General features: G+C 42.6%; 16 protein-coding genes, 1 tRNA gene and 3 pseudogenes. 7 read left to right on the plus strand and 13 right to left on the minus strand.

The window, feature by feature from the left end; all coding sequences use genetic code 11:
- Positions 1-1223, minus strand: a protein-coding gene (locus tag C3F22_RS01465) for an IS3 family transposase (RefSeq protein WP_104425744.1) whose coding sequence is annotated in 2 segments (ribosomal slippage) — positions 1-887 and positions 887-1223 — 1224 coding nt in all. Because the reading frame shifts where the segments join, the coding sequence is not laid out codon by codon here.
- Between the two features lie 129 nt (positions 1224-1352).
- Here C3F22_RS01465 and C3F22_RS01470 point away from each other — a divergent pair.
- Positions 1353-1997 (plus strand): hypothetical protein, encoded by a 645-nt coding sequence (locus tag C3F22_RS01470; protein ID WP_104425745.1) that lies wholly within the window; start codon positions 1353-1355, stop codon positions 1995-1997.
- Between the two features lie 60 nt (positions 1998-2057).
- Here the strand turns inward: C3F22_RS01470 and secF are convergent, their stop codons facing one another.
- The 8 genes and pseudogenes from secF to queA all read right to left on the minus strand — a co-directional run bounded on the left by secF (position 2058) and on the right by queA (position 10312).
- The gene (gene secF / locus C3F22_RS01475; protein WP_104425746.1) at positions 2058-3029 is read right to left on the minus strand and encodes a protein translocase subunit SecF; all 972 of its coding nucleotides are present in this window, start codon (positions 3027-3029) and stop codon (positions 2058-2060) included.
- Positions 3030-3039: 10 nt separating this feature from the next.
- On the minus strand, positions 3040-4938 hold the full coding sequence (gene secD / locus C3F22_RS01480) for a protein translocase subunit SecD (RefSeq protein WP_104425747.1): 1899 nt from the start codon (positions 4936-4938) through the stop codon (positions 3040-3042).
- A 52-nt stretch (positions 4939-4990) separates the two neighbouring features.
- On the minus strand, positions 4991-5320 hold the full coding sequence (gene yajC / locus C3F22_RS01485) for a preprotein translocase subunit YajC (RefSeq protein ID WP_004783613.1): 330 nt from the start codon (positions 5318-5320) through the stop codon (positions 4991-4993).
- A gap of 99 nt (positions 5321-5419) precedes the next feature.
- Positions 5420-6550, minus strand: coding sequence for a tRNA guanosine(34) transglycosylase Tgt (gene tgt / locus C3F22_RS01490; RefSeq protein ID WP_004783611.1), 1131 nt, complete (start codon positions 6548-6550; stop codon positions 5420-5422).
- A 122-nt stretch (positions 6551-6672) separates the two neighbouring features.
- Positions 6673-7527: pseudogene (locus C3F22_RS01495) on the minus strand (DUF4303 domain-containing protein).
- Positions 7528-7637: 110 nt separating this feature from the next.
- Positions 7638-8207 (minus strand): LemA family protein, encoded by a 570-nt coding sequence (locus tag C3F22_RS01500; RefSeq protein WP_104425748.1) that lies wholly within the window; start codon positions 8205-8207, stop codon positions 7638-7640.
- 25 nt (positions 8208-8232) lie between these two features.
- Positions 8233-9261 carry a hypothetical protein gene (locus C3F22_RS01505; protein WP_104425749.1) on the minus strand — a complete coding sequence of 343 codons (1029 nt, stop codon included), beginning with the start codon at positions 9259-9261 and terminating at the stop codon, positions 8233-8235.
- A gap of 16 nt (positions 9262-9277) precedes the next feature.
- A complete protein-coding gene (gene queA, locus C3F22_RS01510) occupies positions 9278-10312 on the minus strand; it encodes a tRNA preQ1(34) S-adenosylmethionine ribosyltransferase-isomerase QueA (RefSeq protein ID WP_104425750.1) in 1035 nt (344 codons plus the stop codon).
- Between the two features lie 167 nt (positions 10313-10479).
- On the opposite strand from queA, the gene C3F22_RS01515 reads away from it, so the two are divergent.
- Positions 10480-10566, plus strand: a tRNA-Leu gene (locus C3F22_RS01515).
- A gap of 201 nt (positions 10567-10767) precedes the next feature.
- Here the strand turns inward: C3F22_RS01515 and C3F22_RS01520 are convergent.
- Positions 10768-11514, minus strand: coding sequence for an IS5 family transposase (locus C3F22_RS01520; protein ID WP_104425751.1), 747 nt, complete (start codon positions 11512-11514; stop codon positions 10768-10770).
- 189 nt (positions 11515-11703) lie between these two features.
- A complete protein-coding gene (locus C3F22_RS01525; RefSeq protein WP_005233901.1) occupies positions 11704-13347 on the minus strand; it encodes an acyl-CoA synthetase in 1644 nt (547 codons plus the stop codon).
- Between the two features lie 151 nt (positions 13348-13498).
- Between C3F22_RS01525 and C3F22_RS01530 the strand changes: the two genes are divergently transcribed.
- The 5 genes and pseudogenes from C3F22_RS01530 to infC all read left to right on the plus strand — a co-directional run bounded on the left by C3F22_RS01530 (position 13499) and on the right by infC (position 19837).
- Positions 13499-14461 carry an IS30 family transposase gene (locus C3F22_RS01530; RefSeq protein WP_104425752.1) on the plus strand — a complete coding sequence of 321 codons (963 nt, stop codon included), beginning with the start codon at positions 13499-13501 and terminating at the stop codon, positions 14459-14461.
- A 202-nt stretch (positions 14462-14663) separates the two neighbouring features.
- Positions 14664-15946, plus strand: a pseudogene (locus C3F22_RS01535) (D-arabinono-1,4-lactone oxidase).
- A 12-nt stretch (positions 15947-15958) separates the two neighbouring features.
- Positions 15959-17130: pseudogene (locus C3F22_RS01540) on the plus strand (alanine racemase).
- A 227-nt stretch (positions 17131-17357) separates the two neighbouring features.
- Positions 17358-19280 carry a threonine--tRNA ligase gene (gene thrS / locus C3F22_RS01545; RefSeq protein WP_104425753.1) on the plus strand — a complete coding sequence of 641 codons (1923 nt, stop codon included), beginning with the start codon at positions 17358-17360 and terminating at the stop codon, positions 19278-19280.
- Between the two features lie 59 nt (positions 19281-19339).
- Positions 19340-19837, plus strand: coding sequence for a translation initiation factor IF-3 (gene infC, locus C3F22_RS01550; RefSeq protein ID WP_004783590.1), 498 nt, complete (start codon positions 19340-19342; stop codon positions 19835-19837).
- A 62-nt stretch (positions 19838-19899) separates the two neighbouring features.
- On the opposite strand, the gene C3F22_RS01555 is transcribed toward infC, so the two are convergent.
- Together C3F22_RS01555 and C3F22_RS01560 are read right to left on the minus strand one after the other, a co-directional pair.
- Positions 19900-20259, minus strand: coding sequence for a hypothetical protein (locus C3F22_RS01555; RefSeq protein ID WP_416332516.1), 360 nt, complete (start codon positions 20257-20259; stop codon positions 19900-19902).
- 262 nt (positions 20260-20521) lie between these two features.
- Positions 20522-21073: a hypothetical protein gene (locus tag C3F22_RS01560; RefSeq protein ID WP_104425755.1), complete on the minus strand. Its 552-nt coding sequence runs from the start codon at positions 21071-21073 to the stop codon at positions 20522-20524.
- Positions 21074-21125 lie beyond the last annotated feature (52 nt).

The raw sequence follows: 21125 nt of genomic DNA on the forward strand, positions 1-21125 counted from the left end.
TTAAGCAATTAGCTCGGTTTTAGTTTGCTCATACGTCTGATTCGGGGTGTTCATATTTAAACTTAAATGTGGTCTATAGCAATTATAAATCATGATAGATTCCGCAATTAAGTGATCTAACTCTTTCATGGTTTGACATCGTGTAGTTAAAAACTCCTGCTTTAATATTCCATTAATCCGCTCTGCTAATGCATTCTGGTAACAGTCTCCTCCATCTGTCATAGAAGGACATACCCCATAATGGCGTAATGCCGATTGATATAGTTCAGAGCAATACTGAGAGCCTCTGTCTGAATGGTGAATCATCCTGGCTGCCCGATCTGTCACATGCTGCATCGCCATATGTAGTGCCTGCACAACATTCTCTGCACGCATATCATTCGATAACTTATAACCTTTAATCTGGCGGGTATAAGCATCTGTCACTAAGGATAAATAATGTACGCCTTCAGCACTCTCAACATAGGTAATATCACTGACAAAGACTTCATTGGCTTGCACCGCTGAATAATCCTTTAATAAATTTGGATGCTTCTTCATCCAATGCTTGCTATCCGTAGTTTTTGTATAACGACGCTTGGGGCGAATCAATAAATTATTTTCTTTCAATATCTTAAATAACTGATCCCGTCCACACTTTAAACCACGCTGCAACAATTTGCCTTTAATAAGCCAATACAGCTTACGTGTTCCGATACTTGGCATGAGACAGCGATACTCCATAACCAACTCGAGTATTTGTTCTGTTACTTGTGCAGTCATTTGAGCACGTTTTTCTGCTTGATAATAAGCTTGTCGGGTGATTCCTAACCACTGACAATAACGTGAAACGCTTAGTCTTCTTTGGCTTTGCCAATCTTTGAAACGTGCTCGGTATACTTTTTTCCAAGATCAGTCCCACACTCTTTATCAATGTGATAAATCACATCCTGTATAAATTCAGTTTTGAGCTTTTCTGCGGCTAACTGTTTTTCTAATTGGCGGATTCGTTGTTGGGGTGTCAATTGGCGTTTAGAAGAAGTCGGCATATTCGAAGTCCAATCCTGTTGTCCGTGCTTGCGTAACCATACCAGCACAGTTGATCTTCCTTGAATACCATATTTTGCCTGAGCTTGTTTATAAGTAATTTGCCCTTTTTCTACTTCATGTACCACCATCATTTTAAAGGCGAAGCTATAATCACGTTGTGTGCGCTTAACTCGTTGTTCTCGTGCATGTTCCATAAAATAAGTCTCTTAAGGTGTAAACTTATTTCAGGACGGGACATCGGCATGATTATAAAAGCCCGCAATTCAATTGCGGGCTTTTTTGTTATAAGGTGTGGTTAAGAGGGAAAAGAGCAAATAATAGACATGAGTGCCACGGAAATATTTGAACTGAGACGAAATAATCTGGCCAAAGTGATTGATCAGTTGATTGATAGCCAGCAGTTTAAAAATGGCAAAGAGATTTGCGAGCATTTTGGTCTGTCTGCAGCCTATATTACCCAGCTATTGAACAGTAAGCGCCAGATTGGAGAAAAGGCTGCACGCGAGCTGGAACAGCAACTGAGTTTAGAAAGTTTAATATTGGATCGTGCTCAAGCACCTATCATTGAAATGGCATCTAATCCTGTAAAAATGACTTTGTTCCAGATGCAGGTTGTTGAACAGCAAGTCTTTAAAATGGAAGTTATAGATTCGGCAGAAAATCTTGTATCTTGGTTGAAATTGGAACCTCAGCATTATGCCATTCAGGTCACAGGACAGTATTATTTTCCGAACCTAAAAGCAGGCTGGTGGTTGGTCTGTGATGAGCAAGCTGATTTACAGCCATCTGGCTTGATGTGTCTTTATTTAATTAATGGACTGCAACTCATTGTGGAGCTGATTTCGGAAAGCCAAGACAGCTATCAGATCCAAAGTCTGGATGAAAGCCGCAAGGTCAGTTTCCAGAAATTTGATGTAGCTAAAATCCATCCTGTGATTGCCATCGTGCCTCCGCAGCAATTTTCTTAGACCAGAAATAATTCAGCCCATCATAAGATGGGCTGAATAGTGAAATTGAAAACGGGCAGCTTATGGAAGCTGATTTTCGTCTTCAAACTCTGGTTTCACCTGAACAATAAAGTCCTGACGATTCAGACCGCGCCACAGGGCGAAGGCTGTACCGATATAGATCGAAGAATAGGTACCGACAAAGACACCTACAAACATTGCGATTGAGAACCATTTTAGACCAGCACCGCCCATGATCATCATGGCCACTACAACCAGTAATAATGTCATAGAAGTATGAATGGTACGGCGTAAGGTTTCAGTCAAGGCAATATTGATAATTTCAACAGGTTCGGCACCCCGGATCTTACGGAAGTTCTCACGAATACGGTCAGAAACCACGATGTTATCGTTGAGTGAGAAACCGATGATCGCTAGTACGGCTGCCAAAACAGTAAGGTCAAACGGCCACTGCATCATGGCAAAGATACCAATCGTCAACACGATATCGTGGAACAATGACAGTACCGCACCCATCGCCAGTTTGAACTCAAAGCGGATAGTGACATAGATCAGCATTAGCAACAGGGCAAGGGCAACTGCACCCGCAGAACGCACATACAGCTCGTTACCGACCTGTCCACCGACTACATCGACCTTAGGCACCTGAGCTGCATTGCCGGGCAGCTGAACGGCTGCGGTAATGGCTTTGGTAAGGTCTTCTGCTTCAATATCTTCCTGAACCGGCATACGTACCATCAGGTCACGTTCCGAGCCCAGGGTCTGCACGACCGCATCATCAAAGCCAGCTTTGCTGAGTGCCTGAGTCACATCTTCCGATTTTACCGGATTGGTATAGTTCAGCTCTGCTGATACACCACCGGTAAAGTCCAGACCGAGGTTCAAGCCTTTGGTCGCAATAAAGAAGATGCTGGCAACCGTCAGGATGATAGAGAACACTGCTGCAGGCAATGCAATCTTCATAAACGGAATGATACGTTCATCTTCAGGGCGACCGTACTGTTTCTGATTCAGTTGAGTATTTTCAGTCATCGTCGATCTCCTAAATGCTCAACTTTTTCAAGTTACGTTTTTTGCCATAGATGATCTGTACGATCGCACGGGTTACGGTAATCGCCGTAAACATTGAGCAGACAATACCAATCATCAGGGTGACAGCAAAGCCTTTGATCGGACCGGTACCAATTGCGAACAGAATGAATGCTACCAAGAAGGTAGTTAAGTTCGAATCGAAAATGGTGTTATAGGCCCGATCATAACCGGCCACAATTGCCTGTTTCGGTGAGGCGCCCCATTTCATTTCTTCCCGTATCCGCTCACAGATCAATACGTTGGCATCGACCGCCATACCGATGGTAATTACGATACCGGCAATACCCGGCAGGGTGAGGGAAGCACCAATCCATGACATGACAGTCAGAATCATTGCCAGGTTAACGACCAGTGCGAAGTTGGCAATGACACCGAATAGACGGAAGAATACGACCATCCATATTGCAACTAAGATGAAACCGATTTGAGTCGACAATACGCCTTTATCAATATTTTCCTGACCCAGACTTGGACCAATCACACGTTCTTCAACGAAATACATAGGCGCAGCCAGCGCACCGGCACGTAGCATCAAGGCAAGCTCAGAAGCTTCCTGAGGTGAGTTCAGACCGGTAATACGGAATTGAGAACCCAATACTGCCTGAATGGTTGCAGCGTTAATCACCACAGATTCAGTATATGGTGTACGCACTTCAGTTTGTGCACCAGTTGCCGGGTCTTCTACGTAGCTGATCTTTTGCTTGTTCTCGATGAACAGTACCGCCATACGTTTGCCTACGGCATTACGTGTGGCATCTGCCATCAATTTACCGCCAGCGCTGTCCAAAGTAATATTAACTTCAGCACCACCAGTATCCTGACTAAAGCCAGAAGATGCATTTTGTACACGTTCACCGGTCAAAATACGGTTACGGTTCAGCAATAACTGACGACCACTGTCCAGAGATTCATAAGCAAATGCCTGAGTACCTGCTGGAGCTGTACCACTTAATTGACCAGTATAAGGATCAATGTATTGATCATTCAGATCAGACACCAGACGGAATTCCAGGTTCGCCGTACGACCCAAGACACGTTTTGCTTCTGCGGTATCCTGTACACCCGGAAGTTCAACCACAATACGGTTGCTGCCCTGGGTTTGTACCAGTGCTTCAGCCACACCTAACTCGTTAATACGGTTACGTAAAGTGGTTAAGTTCTGGTTCACCGCATAAGATTCGATTTCCTGCTTACGCGTATCGGTATAGTTGAGGCGTAAAGTCGAACCGGTTTCAGTCGCCACGGCCTGCTGGTTGAATTCATTGCCATTACGGCGCAAGAAATCCATGACAGCAGCACGATCATCATTATTGGCAAACTGCACAACAATGGTGTTATTGCTTAAATTCAGACTGTTGAATTTCAGGTTGTTATCACGCAGCTGACGGCGCAGGTCAGTTGCAGAGGTGTCCATGCGCTGTGCAATCGCCTTGTCCATATCCACTTCGAGCAGGAAGTGAACACCACCACGTAAGTCCAGACCCAGTTTCATTGGTTTAGCACCAATTTTCTGTAGCCATTCTGGGGTGGTTGGAGCAAGGTTAAGTGCTACGACGTATTCATCACCTAAACCACGGCGTAAAGCTTCTTTGGCTTTCAGCTGTGCTTCACTTGAATTTACACGTAATAAAGCAGCGTTATTACTAAAGCTATTGTCGTGAGTTGCAATATTTTCAGTTGTTAAAATCTGCTCTGCTTTTTGTACGATGCCTGCGTCAATCTGAGTACCGGCTTTGGCACCCGAAATCTGTACAGCAGGTTCATCTGGATACAAACTTGGCAGGGCATATAAAGTACTGACCACCAGGACAACCAGGATCAGCACATATTTCCATGCTGGGTAACGCATTCGTTTTCTTCTTAAAATGAAAAAGTCGTGCGGGGAGCACGACTAATTTTGATTAAATGTTATTTAAAGTGCCTTCAGGCAGAACTGAGATCACACTCGCACGTTGAACTTTGACTTCTACACCGCGGCTCAACTCAACGACTGCGAAATCACCTTCAATTTTAGTGATTTTGCCCATTAAGCCGCCTGCAAAAACGACTTCGCTGCCTACGCCAAGGCTGTCAACCAGAGCACGGTGCTCTTTGGCACGTTTTGATTGAGGGCGCCAGATCAAGAAATAGAAGATTGCAACAAAAACCGCAATCATCAAAAGGTTAGCCATCAAGCTTGGTTGTTGTGCAGCTTCACCTGCAGCGTGAGCAGTCGAAATAAATAGGCTCATTTCATTTTCCTAAAATAAAAAACTGGTGATCAACTTGATAATAAATTGACATATTCTTGCAATTTACCCTGTCTTTTTCCTCAGCGCAAATGCTGAAGATTAATCTTGTGGACAAGGTGGAACTTCCAGGCCACGACGAGCGTAAAAGTCCTGAACAAATTCATCAAAAGTTCCGTTATCCAGCGCGTTGCGGATATCTTCGGTAAAACGCTGGTAATAACGCAGGTTATGGATGGTACCGAGCATAGAACCCAGCATTTCTCCACATTTCTCTAAATGGAACAGGTAAGCACGGGTAAAGTTCTGACAGGTATAACAATCGCAATGTGGATCAAGTGGGCTTTGATCATGACGGTATTGGCTGTTACGGATACGCACCAAACCATCGGTCACGAAATAATGACCGTTACGTGCATTTCGGGTTGGCATGACGCAGTCGAACATGTCTACACCACGACGGATGCCTTCAACGATATCTTCTGGCTTACCCACACCCATCAGGTAGCGCGGTTTATTTTCCGGCATTTTGTTCGGAAGATAATCCAGCACCTTGATCATCTCTTCTTTCGGCTCACCAACAGACAGACCGCCAATCGCATAACCGTCAAAGTCAATCTCAAGCAGGCCTTTTAAGGATTCATCACGCAGGTCTTCATACATCCCGCCCTGAATAATCCCGAACAGGGCATTTTTATTGTTGAGTTCATCATGATGATGCTTCTTGCAGCGCTCAGCCCAACGTAAAGACAGCTGCAAAGATTTTTGCGCTTCTTCATGGGTCGCTGGATAAGGCGTACATTCATCAAAAATCATCACGATATCGGAGTTCAGCGTATGCTGAATTTCCATCGAAATTTCAGGTGAAAGGAAAACTTTTGAACCATCAATCGGGGAGCGGAAGGTCACGCCTTTTTCTTCAATTTTGCGCATTGCACCCAGACTGAAGACCTGGAAGCCGCCTGAGTCAGTTAGAATCGGTTTATCCCATTTCATGAAACCGTGCAGGCCACCATGCTGCTTGATAACTTCAAGACCCGGGCGCAGGTACAAGTGGAAGGTATTACCGAGGATAATCTGTGCTTTAATGCCTTCCACATCACGTGGCAACATGCCTTTGACGGTGCCATAAGTACCAACTGGCATAAAGACGGGTGTCTCTACTACGCCATGTTCAAGCGTTAAACGACCACGACGGGCACGACCCGACTGACCTAATTTTTCAAACTTCATAAGAGTTCCAAATCAAGGCGAAAAAACAGTTCGCTGATTACTAATGCGAATTAAAGGGCGCTATTTTCCTTGATTCTGACCTTAAACGCCAGCATTGTAGAGAATTCACTCTGTAATTTTATTTATCGATGAATAGGGGAAATATCAGGTGAAAGAGGTGAATTTGCAGAAAACTGCTGTAAACGCTGCATGATTTCTTCCCGGCTCAAAGCACAGCTACCATCGGGTTCAGCCGCCATGGCAGCAATATGCTGGATCAGTTTTTGGATATAGATATTGCTGTCGATAAAATAAGATTCCAGCGTCAGTAAATAGGCATCCTGCGCTACTTGCAAATAGTCATAAGGCTCTATCGTGAGCATTTATTCCAGGTCGATCAGGATGTCTTTGTCACTTTGCGAGAGTTTTAAACGCTTATTGACTGTCGATTGAGACAGGGTCTGTCTGGAAGCTAAAAAGTCCTGCAATAAGCGACTGTCAGAATTGAGTTCAAGTGCAGATTGGCATTCACATTCGGGTTGGGCCGGAACGCTGAGGAAAAAGATAATCGAATCTAGATCCAGACCATAAGCTTCAGATAGTTTATGTTTGGTTTGCTTAAAAGTTTCTAGCAGTAAATCCAAGTGAGTAGCAGGAATCTGTTTTTGCTGGGCTAAGACAGGATGGCCAAAACTATGCTGGGTTTTAAAATACTCTGCCAGCAAAGTTTTAAAAGGCACGAGTTCAGATTGTGAAGAGCTTTGGCTTTTATAGCGCCATTTTCGTACATTCCAGCGATCCCGTTCGGCCAGATATTGCTGTGGATCTTCAGGGTCCTGAAAAAAGCTACGTTCTGTGGAAATCGCCAGATCATCCTGCAGTAAAAATTCATCAAAGACCAGACTACAGGCATAGATTTCATCATCCTGATAGCGGTCATACAGCTGATAAAAGTCCTTGACCAGCATCTGTTGCAAGTGTTCTAAATAATCCAGCATGATTTTTTATTCTTTTTATTGGGTTTTATAAGTGTATTGCTTTATCTCTCACTCTTTCATCATAAGCCAATGGATTGCAAATCAAAAACTATAAAATGTAATGATTTTTCTCAGTGGAAATTTGGACGATAGTCAAAGTTCTGACTCACGGTCTGGTCACGGAAAGGGCGTACAGCTTTCTTTTTGAGGAACATGTTATTGATAATATTGTGCGGGAAAATCTGGATCTGGTTATTGAAGAGTTCGACATTACGGTTGTAGATGGTAATCGCAGCACCGACATTTTCATTCTGTTCTTCAATTTCATTCATCATTTTCAGGTAAATTTCATTTGCTTTCAGTTCAGGGTAGTTTTCAATCACCACATTCAGGCTGCGCATCAGTTCTTTATTCAGGTTTTCAACCCGTTGTAACTGGGCAATATCGGCATCCTGAATATTCAGGTTCATAATGTTCTGACGCAGTTCAGTGACTTTCTCTAAAGTCCCTTTTTCAAAACTGGAATATTGCTCAACCAGAGGTTGCAGACCATCCAGGATTTTTAGTTTTTGCCGTTCATAACTGGCGACATCGGACCATGCACGAATAGTGGAGTTATGATGGCGCACAATGCTGTTACGAATCATGATAATGGCAATAATGACCAAAAGCGGGATAATGACAAAAACGAAAAATCCCATAAAAGTAATCCCCAGAAAAAAATAATTATTTTAAAAATTGTGTCAGATCAGTATGTAACTTTTCCAACTCTATTAATTTAAACGTTCTGAGATGGCCACGCAATGTGGAAATGTCGCTAATTTTATGGTGTTTACTGGATACCTGAAATAAATCATGTGGTCCCAGGTAGCAGAGTATATGGCTTTCCGGGTGAAACAGTAAATCGCCCTGACGCTGTTTAAAAAAATCCGCCAGTCGAAGTACAAAACCAGGCGTGAGCATTTTGGCCATTTGCATCGGATCACTGCCAAAGAAATTTAATTTCTGGTTGGTGCGAATGTCGCTGCTGTGCCAAGGATGAGCATACGGATAATAAAATTTCTTTCTGGAGGTAGTCACGGCTAGCCCCTGAATCTGAACATCAAAAACAAATACCCCCCAAAGGTCTTTATGTACCTGGGTCAGTTTGACCGGTTGACCTTCCTTATTGCGTACCTGAACCTCATGCACATAATGATATTGAAAGACCAGAACCTGATGTTGTTGACCATCTTCATCTTCCCAGACAGTGCTGGCATAGCGTGAAATTTCATTACTCAGAGAGCCCTGATTAAATACTGGGAACAGACGTTTTAAATGGCTAATAAAATGTACAGGATTGAGCGGAATCGAGATATGTTGTGGCTGCTTCTGAAAAGCCAGCTGGTATTTTTTGGCGAGCGCCTCATCTTCCAGATAGCGAATGACTTCATCTAGTGGCTTTCGATGTTCATAGCTGATATAAGCCCAGAATACCAGTAGGCATCCAAAGAAAACGCCGATTTGCATCCAGATATTAGCAGGCGCTACAAAGATGCAACTAATCAGAAAGAGTCCGATTCCGGCCAGAGCAAGCGGTAAATTATTTTCAAATTTTAAGCTAATTGGGCCGTTCCATGGATGCAAGCCATCCAATAATTCCTGATGGCTTTTGGCCTGACGACCCAAATCCCAGAGCCGGGCTATATTGCGAAACACAACTTCATTTTTCTTACGTCGAATATGAATGGAATGCTGCACAGACTCGATCGGCATCGGGAGGGTTCCTGCTTTATTGCGCTTGATCAATCAGCATGGCATCGCCATAACTGAAGAAGCGGTATTTGCTTTCAACCGCGTGCTTGTAAGCATTCAGGATGTTTTCGCGGTTAGATAAAGCCGAAACCAGCATGAGCAGGGTAGATTCCGGTAAATGGAAGTTGGTGATTAGACGATCCACCACTTTGAACTCATAACCCGGATAGATGAAGATTTGAGTATCACCGGTCCAGCCTTTTAGTTCACCACCATTGGCCTGAGCCGCACTTTCGGTCGCACGGGTTGCGGTCGTCCCCACAGCAATCACTTTATTGCCGCGCGCTTTGGTGGCTTTGATCAGCTCCATAGATTCATCCGACACCTGACACCATTCGCTGTGCATGATATGGTTTTCGATATCATTGGTACGAACTGGCAGGAAAGTACCTGCACCGACATGTAAGGTCACAAAGGTTTTCTGAATGCCTTTTTCTTCCAGTTTTTTCAGCAACTCTTCATCGAAGTGCAGGGAAGCGGTAGGAGCAGCAACGCTGGCCAGTTTTGTCGGATCATTGAAGACAGTCTGATATCGAACTGTATCAATTTCTTCTGCTTCACGGTTGAAATAAGGTGGAATTGGTAATGCGCCGTATTGATCCAGCACATCCAGAATCGGCTGAGAAAACTCGACAATAAACAGATTTTCATGACGGCCTTGAACGGTGACTTTGACTTCATCTGGACCGATAAATAATTCTGCGCCGGCTTTGGGTGTATTGCTGGCTTTGATATGACAATGCGCAATGAACTGATCCATCATACGCTCAACCAGTACTTCAACTGCACCACCAGAGGCACGTTTACCTTTCAGGCGCGCTTTCATCACTTTGGTATCGTTCAGAACCAGCAAATCGCCTTCATTCAATAAATCCAAAATATCGGTGAACTGGTGATCGTGATATTGGCCTTGTGCATCAAGGTGTAACAGGAGAGAAGCACTACGTTGTTCAAGAGGATAGCGAGCAATCAGCTCATCAGGGAGATCGAAACTAAAATCAGAAAGTTGCATGACAATTTACGATAAAAAAACTGCGGCTAGTATAAACTTTTTTCTTTTTTATGGCGGGAATTGCTCGATTATAAAACAAAAAAATAAGAATTGTTTTAAAATTAGGCAAATGTGTTTTTTCTGCGTTGACAAGTTTTTGAAACAGAGTAATATAGCCGTCATCCACTCCCGAGGTGGTGAAATTGGTAGACGCGGCGGACTCAAAATCCGCTGTCAGAGATGACGTGTCGGTTCGAGTCCGACCCTCGGGACCAAGATTCTGAAAAACCCCAAGCATATTAAGTCTTGGGGTTTTTTATTGCCTAAAAATAGGCATGTGGATGCGAACTTCTTTGATTGATCGCATTCTTTATCTTTAATTTGATAAGGCGTCTCTCAGAATAAGTACCTTAATCAGCACTCTAAATTCAGTTATTTAAATAGGGTCTGTTGACATTTACTGTTCATAATTAAACCTATAAAGGTAGCCATAAAAATATACAGGCTAAGGCAACAGCACTTTGATAATTTCTTTTGAGCTTGTCATATCGAGTAGCTATTCCTCTAAATTGCTTTAATCTACAAAACATATTTTCAACTAAATGCCTGATTTTATATAAATACAAGTCCATATGATCATTGTTCGATTGGCTATTTATTTTCTTTGGTATATTCGCTTTAGTCCCTGTTTTTCTGATCTGTTCACGCAGTGGTTCTGAATCATAGCCTTTATCTGCGCAGACCACTTTTGTCTCTTTTAAGTCTAATGTTGATATTAAATCAGGTGCAACTTTGACGTCATGTGTGGTTCCATCGGTAATCATGAAATCAATAGGATTGCCATTTGCATCAACAATCAAATGTATTTTTGAGGAGTTTCCTCCTACACTTTTAGAAATGGATTGATTCGCTATACCGGCAGAATGTTGATGAGCACGTACGTGAGAGCCATCAATAAAAATCCACTCCATATCGGGGCATGATGCTAATAATTTGAATAATCTAAGCAACTTACCACTGCTTGACCAACGATTAAAACGTTTGAAAATAGAGTTTGATTGACCGAAATAGGAAGGAATATCTCGCCACGGACAGCCTGTTCTAATTCTATAGAGAATAGCTTCAATAAAATTACGTAAATTTGAGTTGTGATGAATAGATAAATTACGCAAAATAGTTTTCAACTTTTGCCAGTGTTGATCTGTCAGCATGGTACGAGGCATAGCGAATAGTAAAATTGGGTTTGGCGATTTGATTTTACTACTTCGCTATTTTTTAAGCTAAAAGTGTCAACACACCCTAAACAAATTGTCTTTATTCTGAATAAAAAAAGCCCCACTCACCAAATTTTTCTTTCTCAATATTAAAAAAGAAATTTGAGGAGTAGGGCTGGATGCTAGGGTCTTAATAAATTAAGAAAATTCACCTTGAGAGCGTTCTTTAGCCCAGTCACGCAGGATAAATTTCTGTAATTTCCCGGTTGAGGTTTTTGGAATCTCGGTAATCACTACATCTTTAGGTACTTTAAAACGCGCCAGATGTTGCTTGCAGAATTCGATAATCTCTTCTGCTGTAGCAGTTTGTCCTGCTTTCAGTTCGACAAAGGCACATGGTACTTCCTGCCAGCGTGGATCTGGTTTTGCCACCACGGCTGCCGTGAGAATAGCAGGATGCTGATAGAGCACTTCTTCCACTTCCAGCGATGAAATGTTTTCACCACCTGAAATAATCACGTCCTTAGAGCGATCGGTAATTTTTGCATAACCATCAGGTTGGCATACTGCCAGATCGCCAGTATGGAACCAGCCACCAGCAAAGGCTTCTGCAGTTGCTTCCGGATTCTTTAAATAACCTTTCATGACGATGTTGCCACGGAACATGATTTCCCCCATGGTCTGACCATCATGTGGCACTTCCTGCATAGTGTCAGGATCAAGCACTTTCATGCCGTCTTGCAGTGGATATGGTACACCTTGACGAGAATGCAGTTGTGCCTGCTCCTGAATTGACAGATCTGACCAGCCTGCCTGAGACGCACAGAGCGCAGAAGGGCCATAGGTCTCAGTTAGGCCATAGACGTGGGTCACATTGATACCGATATTGCGCATACCCTCAATGATTGCAGCAGGAGGTGCAGCACCTGCTACCATTACTTCTACGCGGTGATCAAACTTGGTCTTTTTCTCTTCAGGAGTATTAATCAGCATCGATAGTACAATGGGTGCACCGCAGAAATAATCCACTTTATGTTCAGCAATGAGTTTAAAGATCAGTTCCGGATCAACCTTACGTAAGCAGACATTCGTACCGCCATTAGCTGCCATGGTCCAGGCAAAACACCAGCCATTACAGTGGAACAGCGGTAAGGTCCATAAGTAAGTGGCACGCGGCATCATGCCACAGGCAATGATATTACTGGCTGCATTAATATAGGCGCCACGGTGATGGTAAACCACGCCTTTCGGGTTGCCTGTGGTTCCAGAAGTGTAGTTCAGGCTAATCGCATTCCATTCATCATCCGGTAAATGCCATTCAAAATTGGTATCGCCTTGAGCCAACCAGTCTTCATATTCAATTTGGCCGATACGGGTGTCTTCCCCCTCGAATTCTTCATCAGCCACGTCAATCACATAAATGTCTTGCTGTGGAATCAATGCCAAAGCTTCTGTTGCAACTGCAGAAAATTCTGGATCGACCAGCAGTACTTTAGTCTCAGCATGTTCCAGCATGAACGCCAAAGTTTTGGCATCCAGACGGGTATTTAAAGTATTCAGGACCGCACCCGCCATTGGCACAGCAAAGTGTGCTTCAATCATTGCAGGTACGTTTGGCAATAAAACTGAAACGGTATCATTTTTACCGATGCCTAAATTTTGGAGTTGGTGGGCAAACTGACGGCAACGATTGTATTTTTCACGCCAGGTAATACGACGCTTACCATGAATGATCGCGTTTTGATTCGGGTAGATATAAGCCGCGCGATCGAGATAGCGTAAAGGTGACAGCGCTACAAAATTGGCAGGGGTGCGCGGTAATTCATCGTATGCCTTAACCATTGTAAAACTCCGTTCTATATTTATTTTTCATATCCTGTTGAAAAAGATACGCAGATTCAAATACCAAGTGCGACATATTTGTAGTTAGTTGAAAAAGTTAGGTGTATTAAAATCATTAGACTTTTTTCAACTCGCAATTGGAAAGCACCCAATGAAGAAATACACCCAACTTTCTCAAGATGAAAGATACGAAATTTATGCTGCTTTGAAAAGCAAATCTTCAATCTCTACCCTTGCCAGGGAGCTTGGACGTTCTCGATCAACCCTTTATCGTGAGATCAAAAGAAATACTGGAAAACGTGGATATCGAGCTCAACAGGCAGAGAAATTTTCAAGTCAAAGACGATATCGATCCTCTTCACAAATGACGGATTTTGCTCTCGTTTATATTCGTTATCTGATTGGCTTAGATTGGTCTCCTGAGCAAATTTCAGGTGCTTTAACACAACGAGGTTGGCTTGATGTGCCTTCACATGAATGGATTTATCAGTACGTCTATCTAGATAAATCTAAAGGCGGTAAGCTCCACATTCATTTAAGACATCAAAAGAAATATCGTAAACGAGGCTATAAAAATACAGACCGTAGAGGCCAACTCGTTGATAGAACAAGTATTCACTGTCGCGATGAGGTCATCGAGAAACGTCAACGCCTAGGTGATTTTGAAGGTGATACCGTGATAGGCAAGAATCACAAGGGGGCATTATTAACTCTGGTTGAGCGCAAAAGCTTGTATGTACATATCGTTCATTTGGGACAAACTAGAACCACAACTAAAACGATCTCGTGTGCTTTAGCATGTTTGCGCAGCAGTCATGCCTACAGTGTAACCTTTGATAATGGTAAGGAGTTCTCCGAGCACCGGCGGATAACGGAAGCAGGGATAGAGACGTACTTTGCAGATCCATACAAGTCGATTCAACGAGCCAGAAATGAAAATACCAATGGTCTGATCAGGCAATATCTGCCAAAATCATCTTCGTTTGATGAAGTGTCAAATGAACAAATAGAGCAGATAGAATTTGCTCTCAATCATCGCCCTAGAAAAACACTAGGCTGGTATACGCCTAGTGAAGTTATGGCTGGTTTTTATACTGTTGCACTTGCTGCTTGAATCCGCCATATGCAATTCTTGGAAGTCTTGCAGTTATGCTTTAGTCGAGTGCGAATGCATAATTTTAAAAAATTAAATAATTGAATATTAATAAAATTATTTTTAAGCACTGATTTTTTTGAACCTATGGGTTCCCATATTTGCCTTTTTAGGTATTTTACTCTAAATGAGTGTTAAAAATAGCCTCAGCCAAGGAATAATAATGAAAATACAACAGGCGGATGCAACATGGCGCAACTGGTCAGGAAGCCAGTACAGTTCTCCTCAAATTTTTGAGCCTAAAGAAATTAATGAATTACAAAATCTGGTGAAGTCACATGCGCAGATTCGTGTGGTTGGTGCAGGACATTCATTCAGTGCGCTAGCCAAAACCGATGAGGTATTGATTCGTCTGGATCATTTCAAAGGCGTGATAGATGCAAATGAAGCGACAGCTCAATGTACTGTACAGGCAGGTACGCGTTTATATGAGCTGGGTGAATATCTAGCCCCTCTGAATCAGGCTTTGATCAACCAAGGTGATATCGATCAGCAAAGTCTGGCTGGAGCAATTTCGACTGGTACGCATGGCACGGGAATTGATTTGCCGTGTCTATCCGCTTTCGTTCAAGGCTTTGAATTACTGACTGCAGATGGCGAATTATTGCAATGTAATAAGCAACAAAATATGGAAATTTTTCAGGCGGGACGGGTGGCACTGGGCAGTCTCGGAATACTCACTAAAATTAACCTGCAAAGTCGGCCGCGTTATAAATTAAAAGAACAGATCTGGTTATGTTCGTTAAAAGACATATTTTCCAATATCGATCAATGGAAACATCAGCATCGGCATATTGAGTTTTGGGCTTTCCTGCATGCTGATCAGGTCATGCTGAAAACACTAGATGAAACGGATGAAGTCCTTCAGCCGAGAAAAGAAAGCTGGCCATCAGAAGACAGTTTACTGATGTTATGTTCTGAATTGACACGGTTATTGCCGTCTAAAAAACCTTATCTGCAAAAGCTGCTCGGTGTTTTTGTCAAACCGACCTGTTTTGTGGATTGGTCCAGTCAGATTTTCCCTACACCGCGCAATACCCGATTTAATGAAATGGAATACCAGATTCCTGTCGAACTAGGCTTGTAGTGTCTGGAAGAAGTGCTGCATTGTCTAAGGCAGCATCGTGTGCCGATGTTCTTGCCGATCGAGTTTCGTTATGTCAAAGCGGATGACATCTGGCTTAGTCCATTTTATCAGCGGGATTCAGTTTCAATTTCTATCCATCAGTTTTATAAGCAGGATTATCATGTCATTTTTAATCTAATTGAACCGATTTTTCAGAAATATCAGGGGCGACCGCATTAGGGGAAATTGCATAGCATGCATGCCGCATCACTGCGCGACTTATATCCAAGATGGGGTAAATTTATGGCGCTACGTCAGCAGCTGGATCCGCAAAAAAATGGCTGAATCCCTACTTAAAACAACTGTTTTTGGTTAAGTAACAGGAGTAGAGGATGCGACCAACTTATTTTCAGCAACTGACTCAAGACCTAAAACAGCAGGGTACAGGTATACCACAACTGATTCTGGATTTGGCTCAGTATCAACATAATCTGGATGTTGTGCAGGCAAAATTACCTCCGCAGTTAAAGCCTCGTCTGGTGGTGAAATCTCTGGTCAGTGAGCAATTACTTCAATTCGCTAGTGAAAAGTTGAATACCCAGCGTTTGATGGTATTTCATCTGCCACATCTTCGGGAAATTATCGGCGCATTTCAGCAAGCGGACATTTTGCTCGGTAAGCCAATGCCGGTTCATGCAGCGCAGCGCTTTTATCAAAGCTTGTTTGGTCAAAAGCACTTAAATCCTCAAGTAAATATTCAATGGCTGATCGATAGTCAAGCACGGCTGGAGCAGTATCTGCAACTCGCCCAAAACCTGAATCTCTGCTTGAATATAAATATTGAAATTGATGTGGGCCTACATCGCGGAGGGGTGAGCAGTCAGGAGCAGTTTGTAGCCATGCTTAATTTAATTCAGCAGCATCCACTGTATCTAAATTTTTCCGGATTAATGGGCTATGATGCGCATGTAGCCAAACTGCCAAAAATTCTTAAAAGACCTGAAAAAAGTTATCAGCAATCACAGCAGATTTATCAACAATTCAAGCTGACGCTGCAACAGCAATTTCCTGATTTATGGCATGAAAATCTATGTTTTAACGGTGGCGGCAGTCCGACCTTTATGCAGCATTGCCAACAGAGTTTTTGTAATGATCTGGCTTTTGGTTCCATGCTACTTAAACCCAGTGATTTTGATCTGGCCAATCTGTCTGCTTTAAAATGTGCTTTGTAGATCGCCACTTCGATTTTAAAAGTACTGCCTTATAGACAGATTCCTGGTCTGGAAGTATTTAATCATCTACCGCATCATTATAAAGCGCTATTCGTTTATAGTGGTTACTGGCAGGCGGACTATTATTTTCTCCAGAAAAAAGCCAGCCGCATGTTTTATATGGACGTAGTAGCAATCAGGAAATGGTTCTGGTACCGAAATCTTGCGAACTGAAAGTTGATGATTATGCGTTTTTAAGACCAACTCAAAGTGAAGGCATCATTCCTCAATTTTCTCAATTATATGTCTATGCTGAAGGGCAATTTGAAGCGTGGCAAACCTTTAGAGAATAAATAATTCTTGAGCGAATAATGATCTTAACTCATTGCAGCTCAAAAGAACTTTTTGGTGATAAATCCTATTTTTATTAGGGAAAAGGTTTAATCATTGGCTCAAGCCGTGTAAAATTCTAGGCGATTTTTTATTTATCCACCGTTTTTATCTTTTGAGGTTCTCCCTCGATCATAATCTCGCGGTGACATGCTCCATGGTACGGGGCATCACTCCTTAAGGATTTCATATGCCAATTATCACTTTGCCAAATGGCGATCAAAAACAGTTTGATCACGCCGTATCTGTGATGGAAGTTGCTCAAAGCATCGGTCCTGGTCTTGCAAAAAATACTGTTGCAGGTCGTGTAAACGATCGTCTAGTGGACGCGTGCGATCTGATTACTGAAGACGCAACCTTACAAATCATCACGCCTAAAGATGAAGAAGGTGTCGAAATTATTCGTCACTCTTGCGCACACTTGGTGGGTCATGCCGTTAAGCAATTGTTCCCAGAAGCAAAGATGGTCATTGGTCCAGTGATTGAAGAAGGTTTCTACTATGACATCTGGATGCCACGTCCATTTACTTTAGATGACATGGCTGCGATTGAAGATCGTATGAAAAAGCTCATCGATCAGGACTATGATGTCGTGAAAAAAATGACCCCGCGTGACGAAGTGATTGCAGAATTCACTGCACGTGGCGAAGAATACAAATTGCGCCTGATCGCAGACATGCCTGAAGAAACTCAAATGGGCTTGTACTACCATCAGGACTATCTGGATATGTGCCGTGGTCCGCACGTACCAAATACCAAATTCTTAAAATCATTCAAGCTGACAAAAATCTCTGGTGCTTACTGGCGCGGTGATGCGAAAAACGAACAGCTGCAACGTATTTATGGTACAGCTTGGGCAGACAAGAAACAGCTTGCAGCTTATATCAAACGTATTGAAGAAGCTGAAAAACGCGATCACCGTAAAATTGGTAAAGCCTTAGACCTGTTTCATATGCAGGAAGAAGCACCAGGTATGGTGTTCTGGCATCCGAACGGCTGGACCATTTACCAAGTGCTTGAACAATATATGCGTAAAGTTCAGCAAGAAAATGGTTACCTTGAAATTCGTACACCACAAGTGGTGGATTTCACGCTTTGGGAAAAATCAGGTCACGCAGCGAACTATGCTGAAAACATGTTCACGACTCATTCAGAGAACCGTAACTATGCCGTGAAACCGATGAACTGTCCTTGTCATGTGCAAGTGTTCAACCAAGGCTTAAAATCTTACCGTGATCTTCCAATCCGTTTAGCGGAGTTTGGTTCATGTCACCGTAACGAGCCGTCAGGTTCTTTACATGGCATTATGCGTGTACGTGGTTTTACCCAAGATGATGCGCATATTTTCTGTACTAAAGAACAAATCGGTACTGAAGTTGCAGACTTTATCAAATTGACACTAGACGTATACAAAGATTTTGGCTTCGAAGAAGTACAAATGAAGTTGTCGACTCGTCCTGAAAAACGTGTAGGTGATGATGCACTTTGGGATATGGCAGAAAAATCTTTGGCAGATGCTTTAGATGCTGCTGGCCTGGATTGGGATTTACAACCAGGTGAAGGTGCATTCTACGGTCCGAAGATCGAATTCTCATTGAAAGACTGCTTAGGCCGAATCTGGCAGTGCGGTACCATCCAATGTGACTTCAACCTTCCAGAACGTCTGGATGCCTCTTATGTCACTGAAGATAACGATCGTGATCAGCCTGTAATGTTGCATCGTGCAATTCTTGGCAGTTTCGAACGTTTTATTGGTATACTGATCGAGCACTACGCGGGCTTTATGCCACCTTGGTTATCACCAGTGCAAGCGTGTGTAATGAATATTACTGATGCTCAAGCTGAGGCTTGTGAGTCAGTCGTCGCGAAACTTAAAGAAAACGGAATTCGTGCAATTTCTGACTTGAGAAATGAGAAAATCGGCTTTAAGATTCGTGAACGTACTTTAGAGCGTATTCCTTACTTATTGGTACTTGGGGACCGTGAGGTAGAGGAAGGTACTGTGAATGTCCGTACCCGCTCAGGAAAAAATTTGGGTACTATGTCAATCGACGCTTTCGTTGACTTAGTAAAAGCAGCCGTAGCCGAACGCGGCCGGTACATTGTGGAGTAACAGCGATTAAACAGCCTGACCGTAATCAACAGGGCGGTAATAAATCAAACCGTCCTGCCTTGAATGATGAAATTCGTGCTAAAGAAGTTCGTCTTGTAGACGAAAATGGTGAGCAAAAAGGTATTGTAAGCCTTGCGGAAGCATTGCGCGCAGCAGAAAATGTTGAGCTTGATCTTGTTGAGATTGTAGCCAATGCTGAGCCACCTGTTTGCAAAATCATGGACTTCAATAAGCATTTGTTTGATCTGAAACAAAAGCAGAAAGAAGCGAAGAAAAAACAACATCAAGTCCAGGTGAAAGAAATCAAGCTACGTCCTGCGACAGATGTAGGTGATTACAACGTAAAATTACGTGCAATCATCAAATTCCTTGAAGAAGGAAACAAGGTAAAAATTACCCTGCGTTTCCGTGGTCGTGAAATGGCTCACCAGCAACTGGGTCTAGCTCAACTGCAAAAAGTTGAAGCAGACGTCGTTGAATATGGTGTTGTTGAACAAGCACCAAAAATGGAAGGTCGTCAAATGGGTATGCTGCTTGGTCCTAAAAAGAAAAAGTAAGCATATCTTGATGAAAAAAGCCCTGCATTTGCAGGGCTTTTTTTATGAGGTAACTTAATCTTTTATTGAGCAGGGTAGGATTTTCCTGCTTCTACAATCGGAATATTGGCCTCAGTGGGTACATAAATTATTTGTTGAATACGACCTTCTTGTAGGGCTTCACCAAATGCACCAATAAATTCCTGCTTGCGATATTCAGGATAATCTTTAGCTGCCTGCCCAACGAGTTTAATGGCTTCTGCACGCAGTTTGGCACTTTCCAGTTCCGCTTTTGCAACTTGCACTTGAATCATTTTGGATTGTTCTGCTTCAGCCAATGCTGCCTGACCATCCATGCCTTGTTTCCAAACTTTATAATGTGGCCAGCCAAACAATAGCAGTAAAATGACAATCAATAAAAAGAACAGCAAGCTCAATAGCATGAAAGGACTCAGGGCGTTGCGACAGACATAATTCATAGTGCACCTACGGCAGATTTTCTTATCTATGGTATTTATTGAATGTTTTATTCTGTTTCAGAAAAAGCATATCCGAAATTTTATGTAAATCAAATATATGTAGTGATAGGGGAAGGTCCTAACCAGAACACCATTTTTTTAATAACTGCTTTTATTCTTTGAAATCTGATGAGATAAATTTCTTTCAGCTTAAACCATATAATTAAAAGTGTTTTTGAATCAGCCTTTATGATCTTAAATTCCAAGCACTGTACATGGCTTGAATAATTTCCTTCGCTTGCTGACGGGAAAACATCGATAAATGAATCCGGAATAATCTTAAACAGAGCCGGTCGCGCCAACTGGACTGACAAAGAATAAAATCGAGAGTGCCATCTCGCTGATTAATTTGATGAGCGGGAAGTCTGGTTAGCCAGCGTTTGGTACGTGCCTTAATTGAATCATATTGGGGATTGATAAAGCTGTAATGGACGGTTTCACGATATAAACACAAACTGATCTGGTATCCTGCCAAAGTGTAATAAATTGTCCGCGAGGTGATTTTTAGTTTAATGCTATATACCAAGAGCGATAGCATCAGGAAACCTAGCATATAGCCATAAAAGCTTGGAGACTCCTGCAATAAAAATATCAATCCTCGAACAAAACTGGAAGGAGGATCTGGAGTATGAAGGTACAAAGTCATCAAAATCCCAATGGGATAGCAAAGTAGGAGAAGTCCCATATGTTTCATCGTCTGGGCACTTTGATGAAACAGAGTAATGTCTGATGTGTTCATATTATTATTTCGCAGATTCAAATACCAAGTGCGACATATTTGTAGTTAGTTG

The sequence above is a fragment of the Acinetobacter sp. ACNIH1 genome (genome assembly GCF_002934695.1).
GTDB classification, from domain to species: domain Bacteria; phylum Pseudomonadota; class Gammaproteobacteria; order Pseudomonadales; family Moraxellaceae; genus Acinetobacter; species Acinetobacter variabilis.

What these genes read in the sequence shown, in the direction of transcription:
- C3F22_RS01470 (WP_104425745.1), top strand. Translation starts at nt 1,353, where the DNA reads ATGAGTGCCACGGAAATATTTGAACTGAGACGAAATAATCTGGCCAAA.
- secF (WP_104425746.1), bottom strand. Translation starts at nt 3,029, where the DNA reads ATGACTGAAAATACTCAACTGAATCAGAAACAGTACGGTCGCCCTGAA.
- C3F22_RS01525 (WP_005233901.1), bottom strand. Translation starts at nt 13,347, where the DNA reads ATGGTTAAGGCATACGATGAATTACCGCGCACCCCTGCCAATTTTGTA.
- thrS (WP_104425753.1), top strand. Translation starts at nt 17,358, where the DNA reads ATGCCAATTATCACTTTGCCAAATGGCGATCAAAAACAGTTTGATCAC.
- C3F22_RS01555 (WP_416332516.1), bottom strand. Translation starts at nt 20,259, where the DNA reads ATGCTATTGAGCTTGCTGTTCTTTTTATTGATTGTCATTTTACTGCTA.
- queA (WP_104425750.1), bottom strand. Translation starts at nt 10,312, where the DNA reads ATGCAACTTTCTGATTTTAGTTTCGATCTCCCTGATGAGCTGATTGCT.
- C3F22_RS01530 (WP_104425752.1), top strand. Translation starts at nt 13,499, where the DNA reads ATGAAGAAATACACCCAACTTTCTCAAGATGAAAGATACGAAATTTAT.
- secD (WP_104425747.1), bottom strand. Translation starts at nt 4,938, where the DNA reads ATGCGTTACCCAGCATGGAAATATGTGCTGATCCTGGTTGTCCTGGTG.
- C3F22_RS01560 (WP_104425755.1), bottom strand. Translation starts at nt 21,073, where the DNA reads ATGAACACATCAGACATTACTCTGTTTCATCAAAGTGCCCAGACGATG.
- C3F22_RS01500 (WP_104425748.1), bottom strand. Translation starts at nt 8,207, where the DNA reads ATGGGATTTTTCGTTTTTGTCATTATCCCGCTTTTGGTCATTATTGCC.
- yajC (WP_004783613.1), bottom strand. Translation starts at nt 5,320, where the DNA reads ATGAGCCTATTTATTTCGACTGCTCACGCTGCAGGTGAAGCTGCACAA.
- tgt (WP_004783611.1), bottom strand. Translation starts at nt 6,550, where the DNA reads ATGAAGTTTGAAAAATTAGGTCAGTCGGGTCGTGCCCGTCGTGGTCGT.
- C3F22_RS01505 (WP_104425749.1), bottom strand. Translation starts at nt 9,261, where the DNA reads ATGCCGATCGAGTCTGTGCAGCATTCCATTCATATTCGACGTAAGAAA.
- C3F22_RS01520 (WP_104425751.1), bottom strand. Translation starts at nt 11,514, where the DNA reads ATGCCTCGTACCATGCTGACAGATCAACACTGGCAAAAGTTGAAAACT.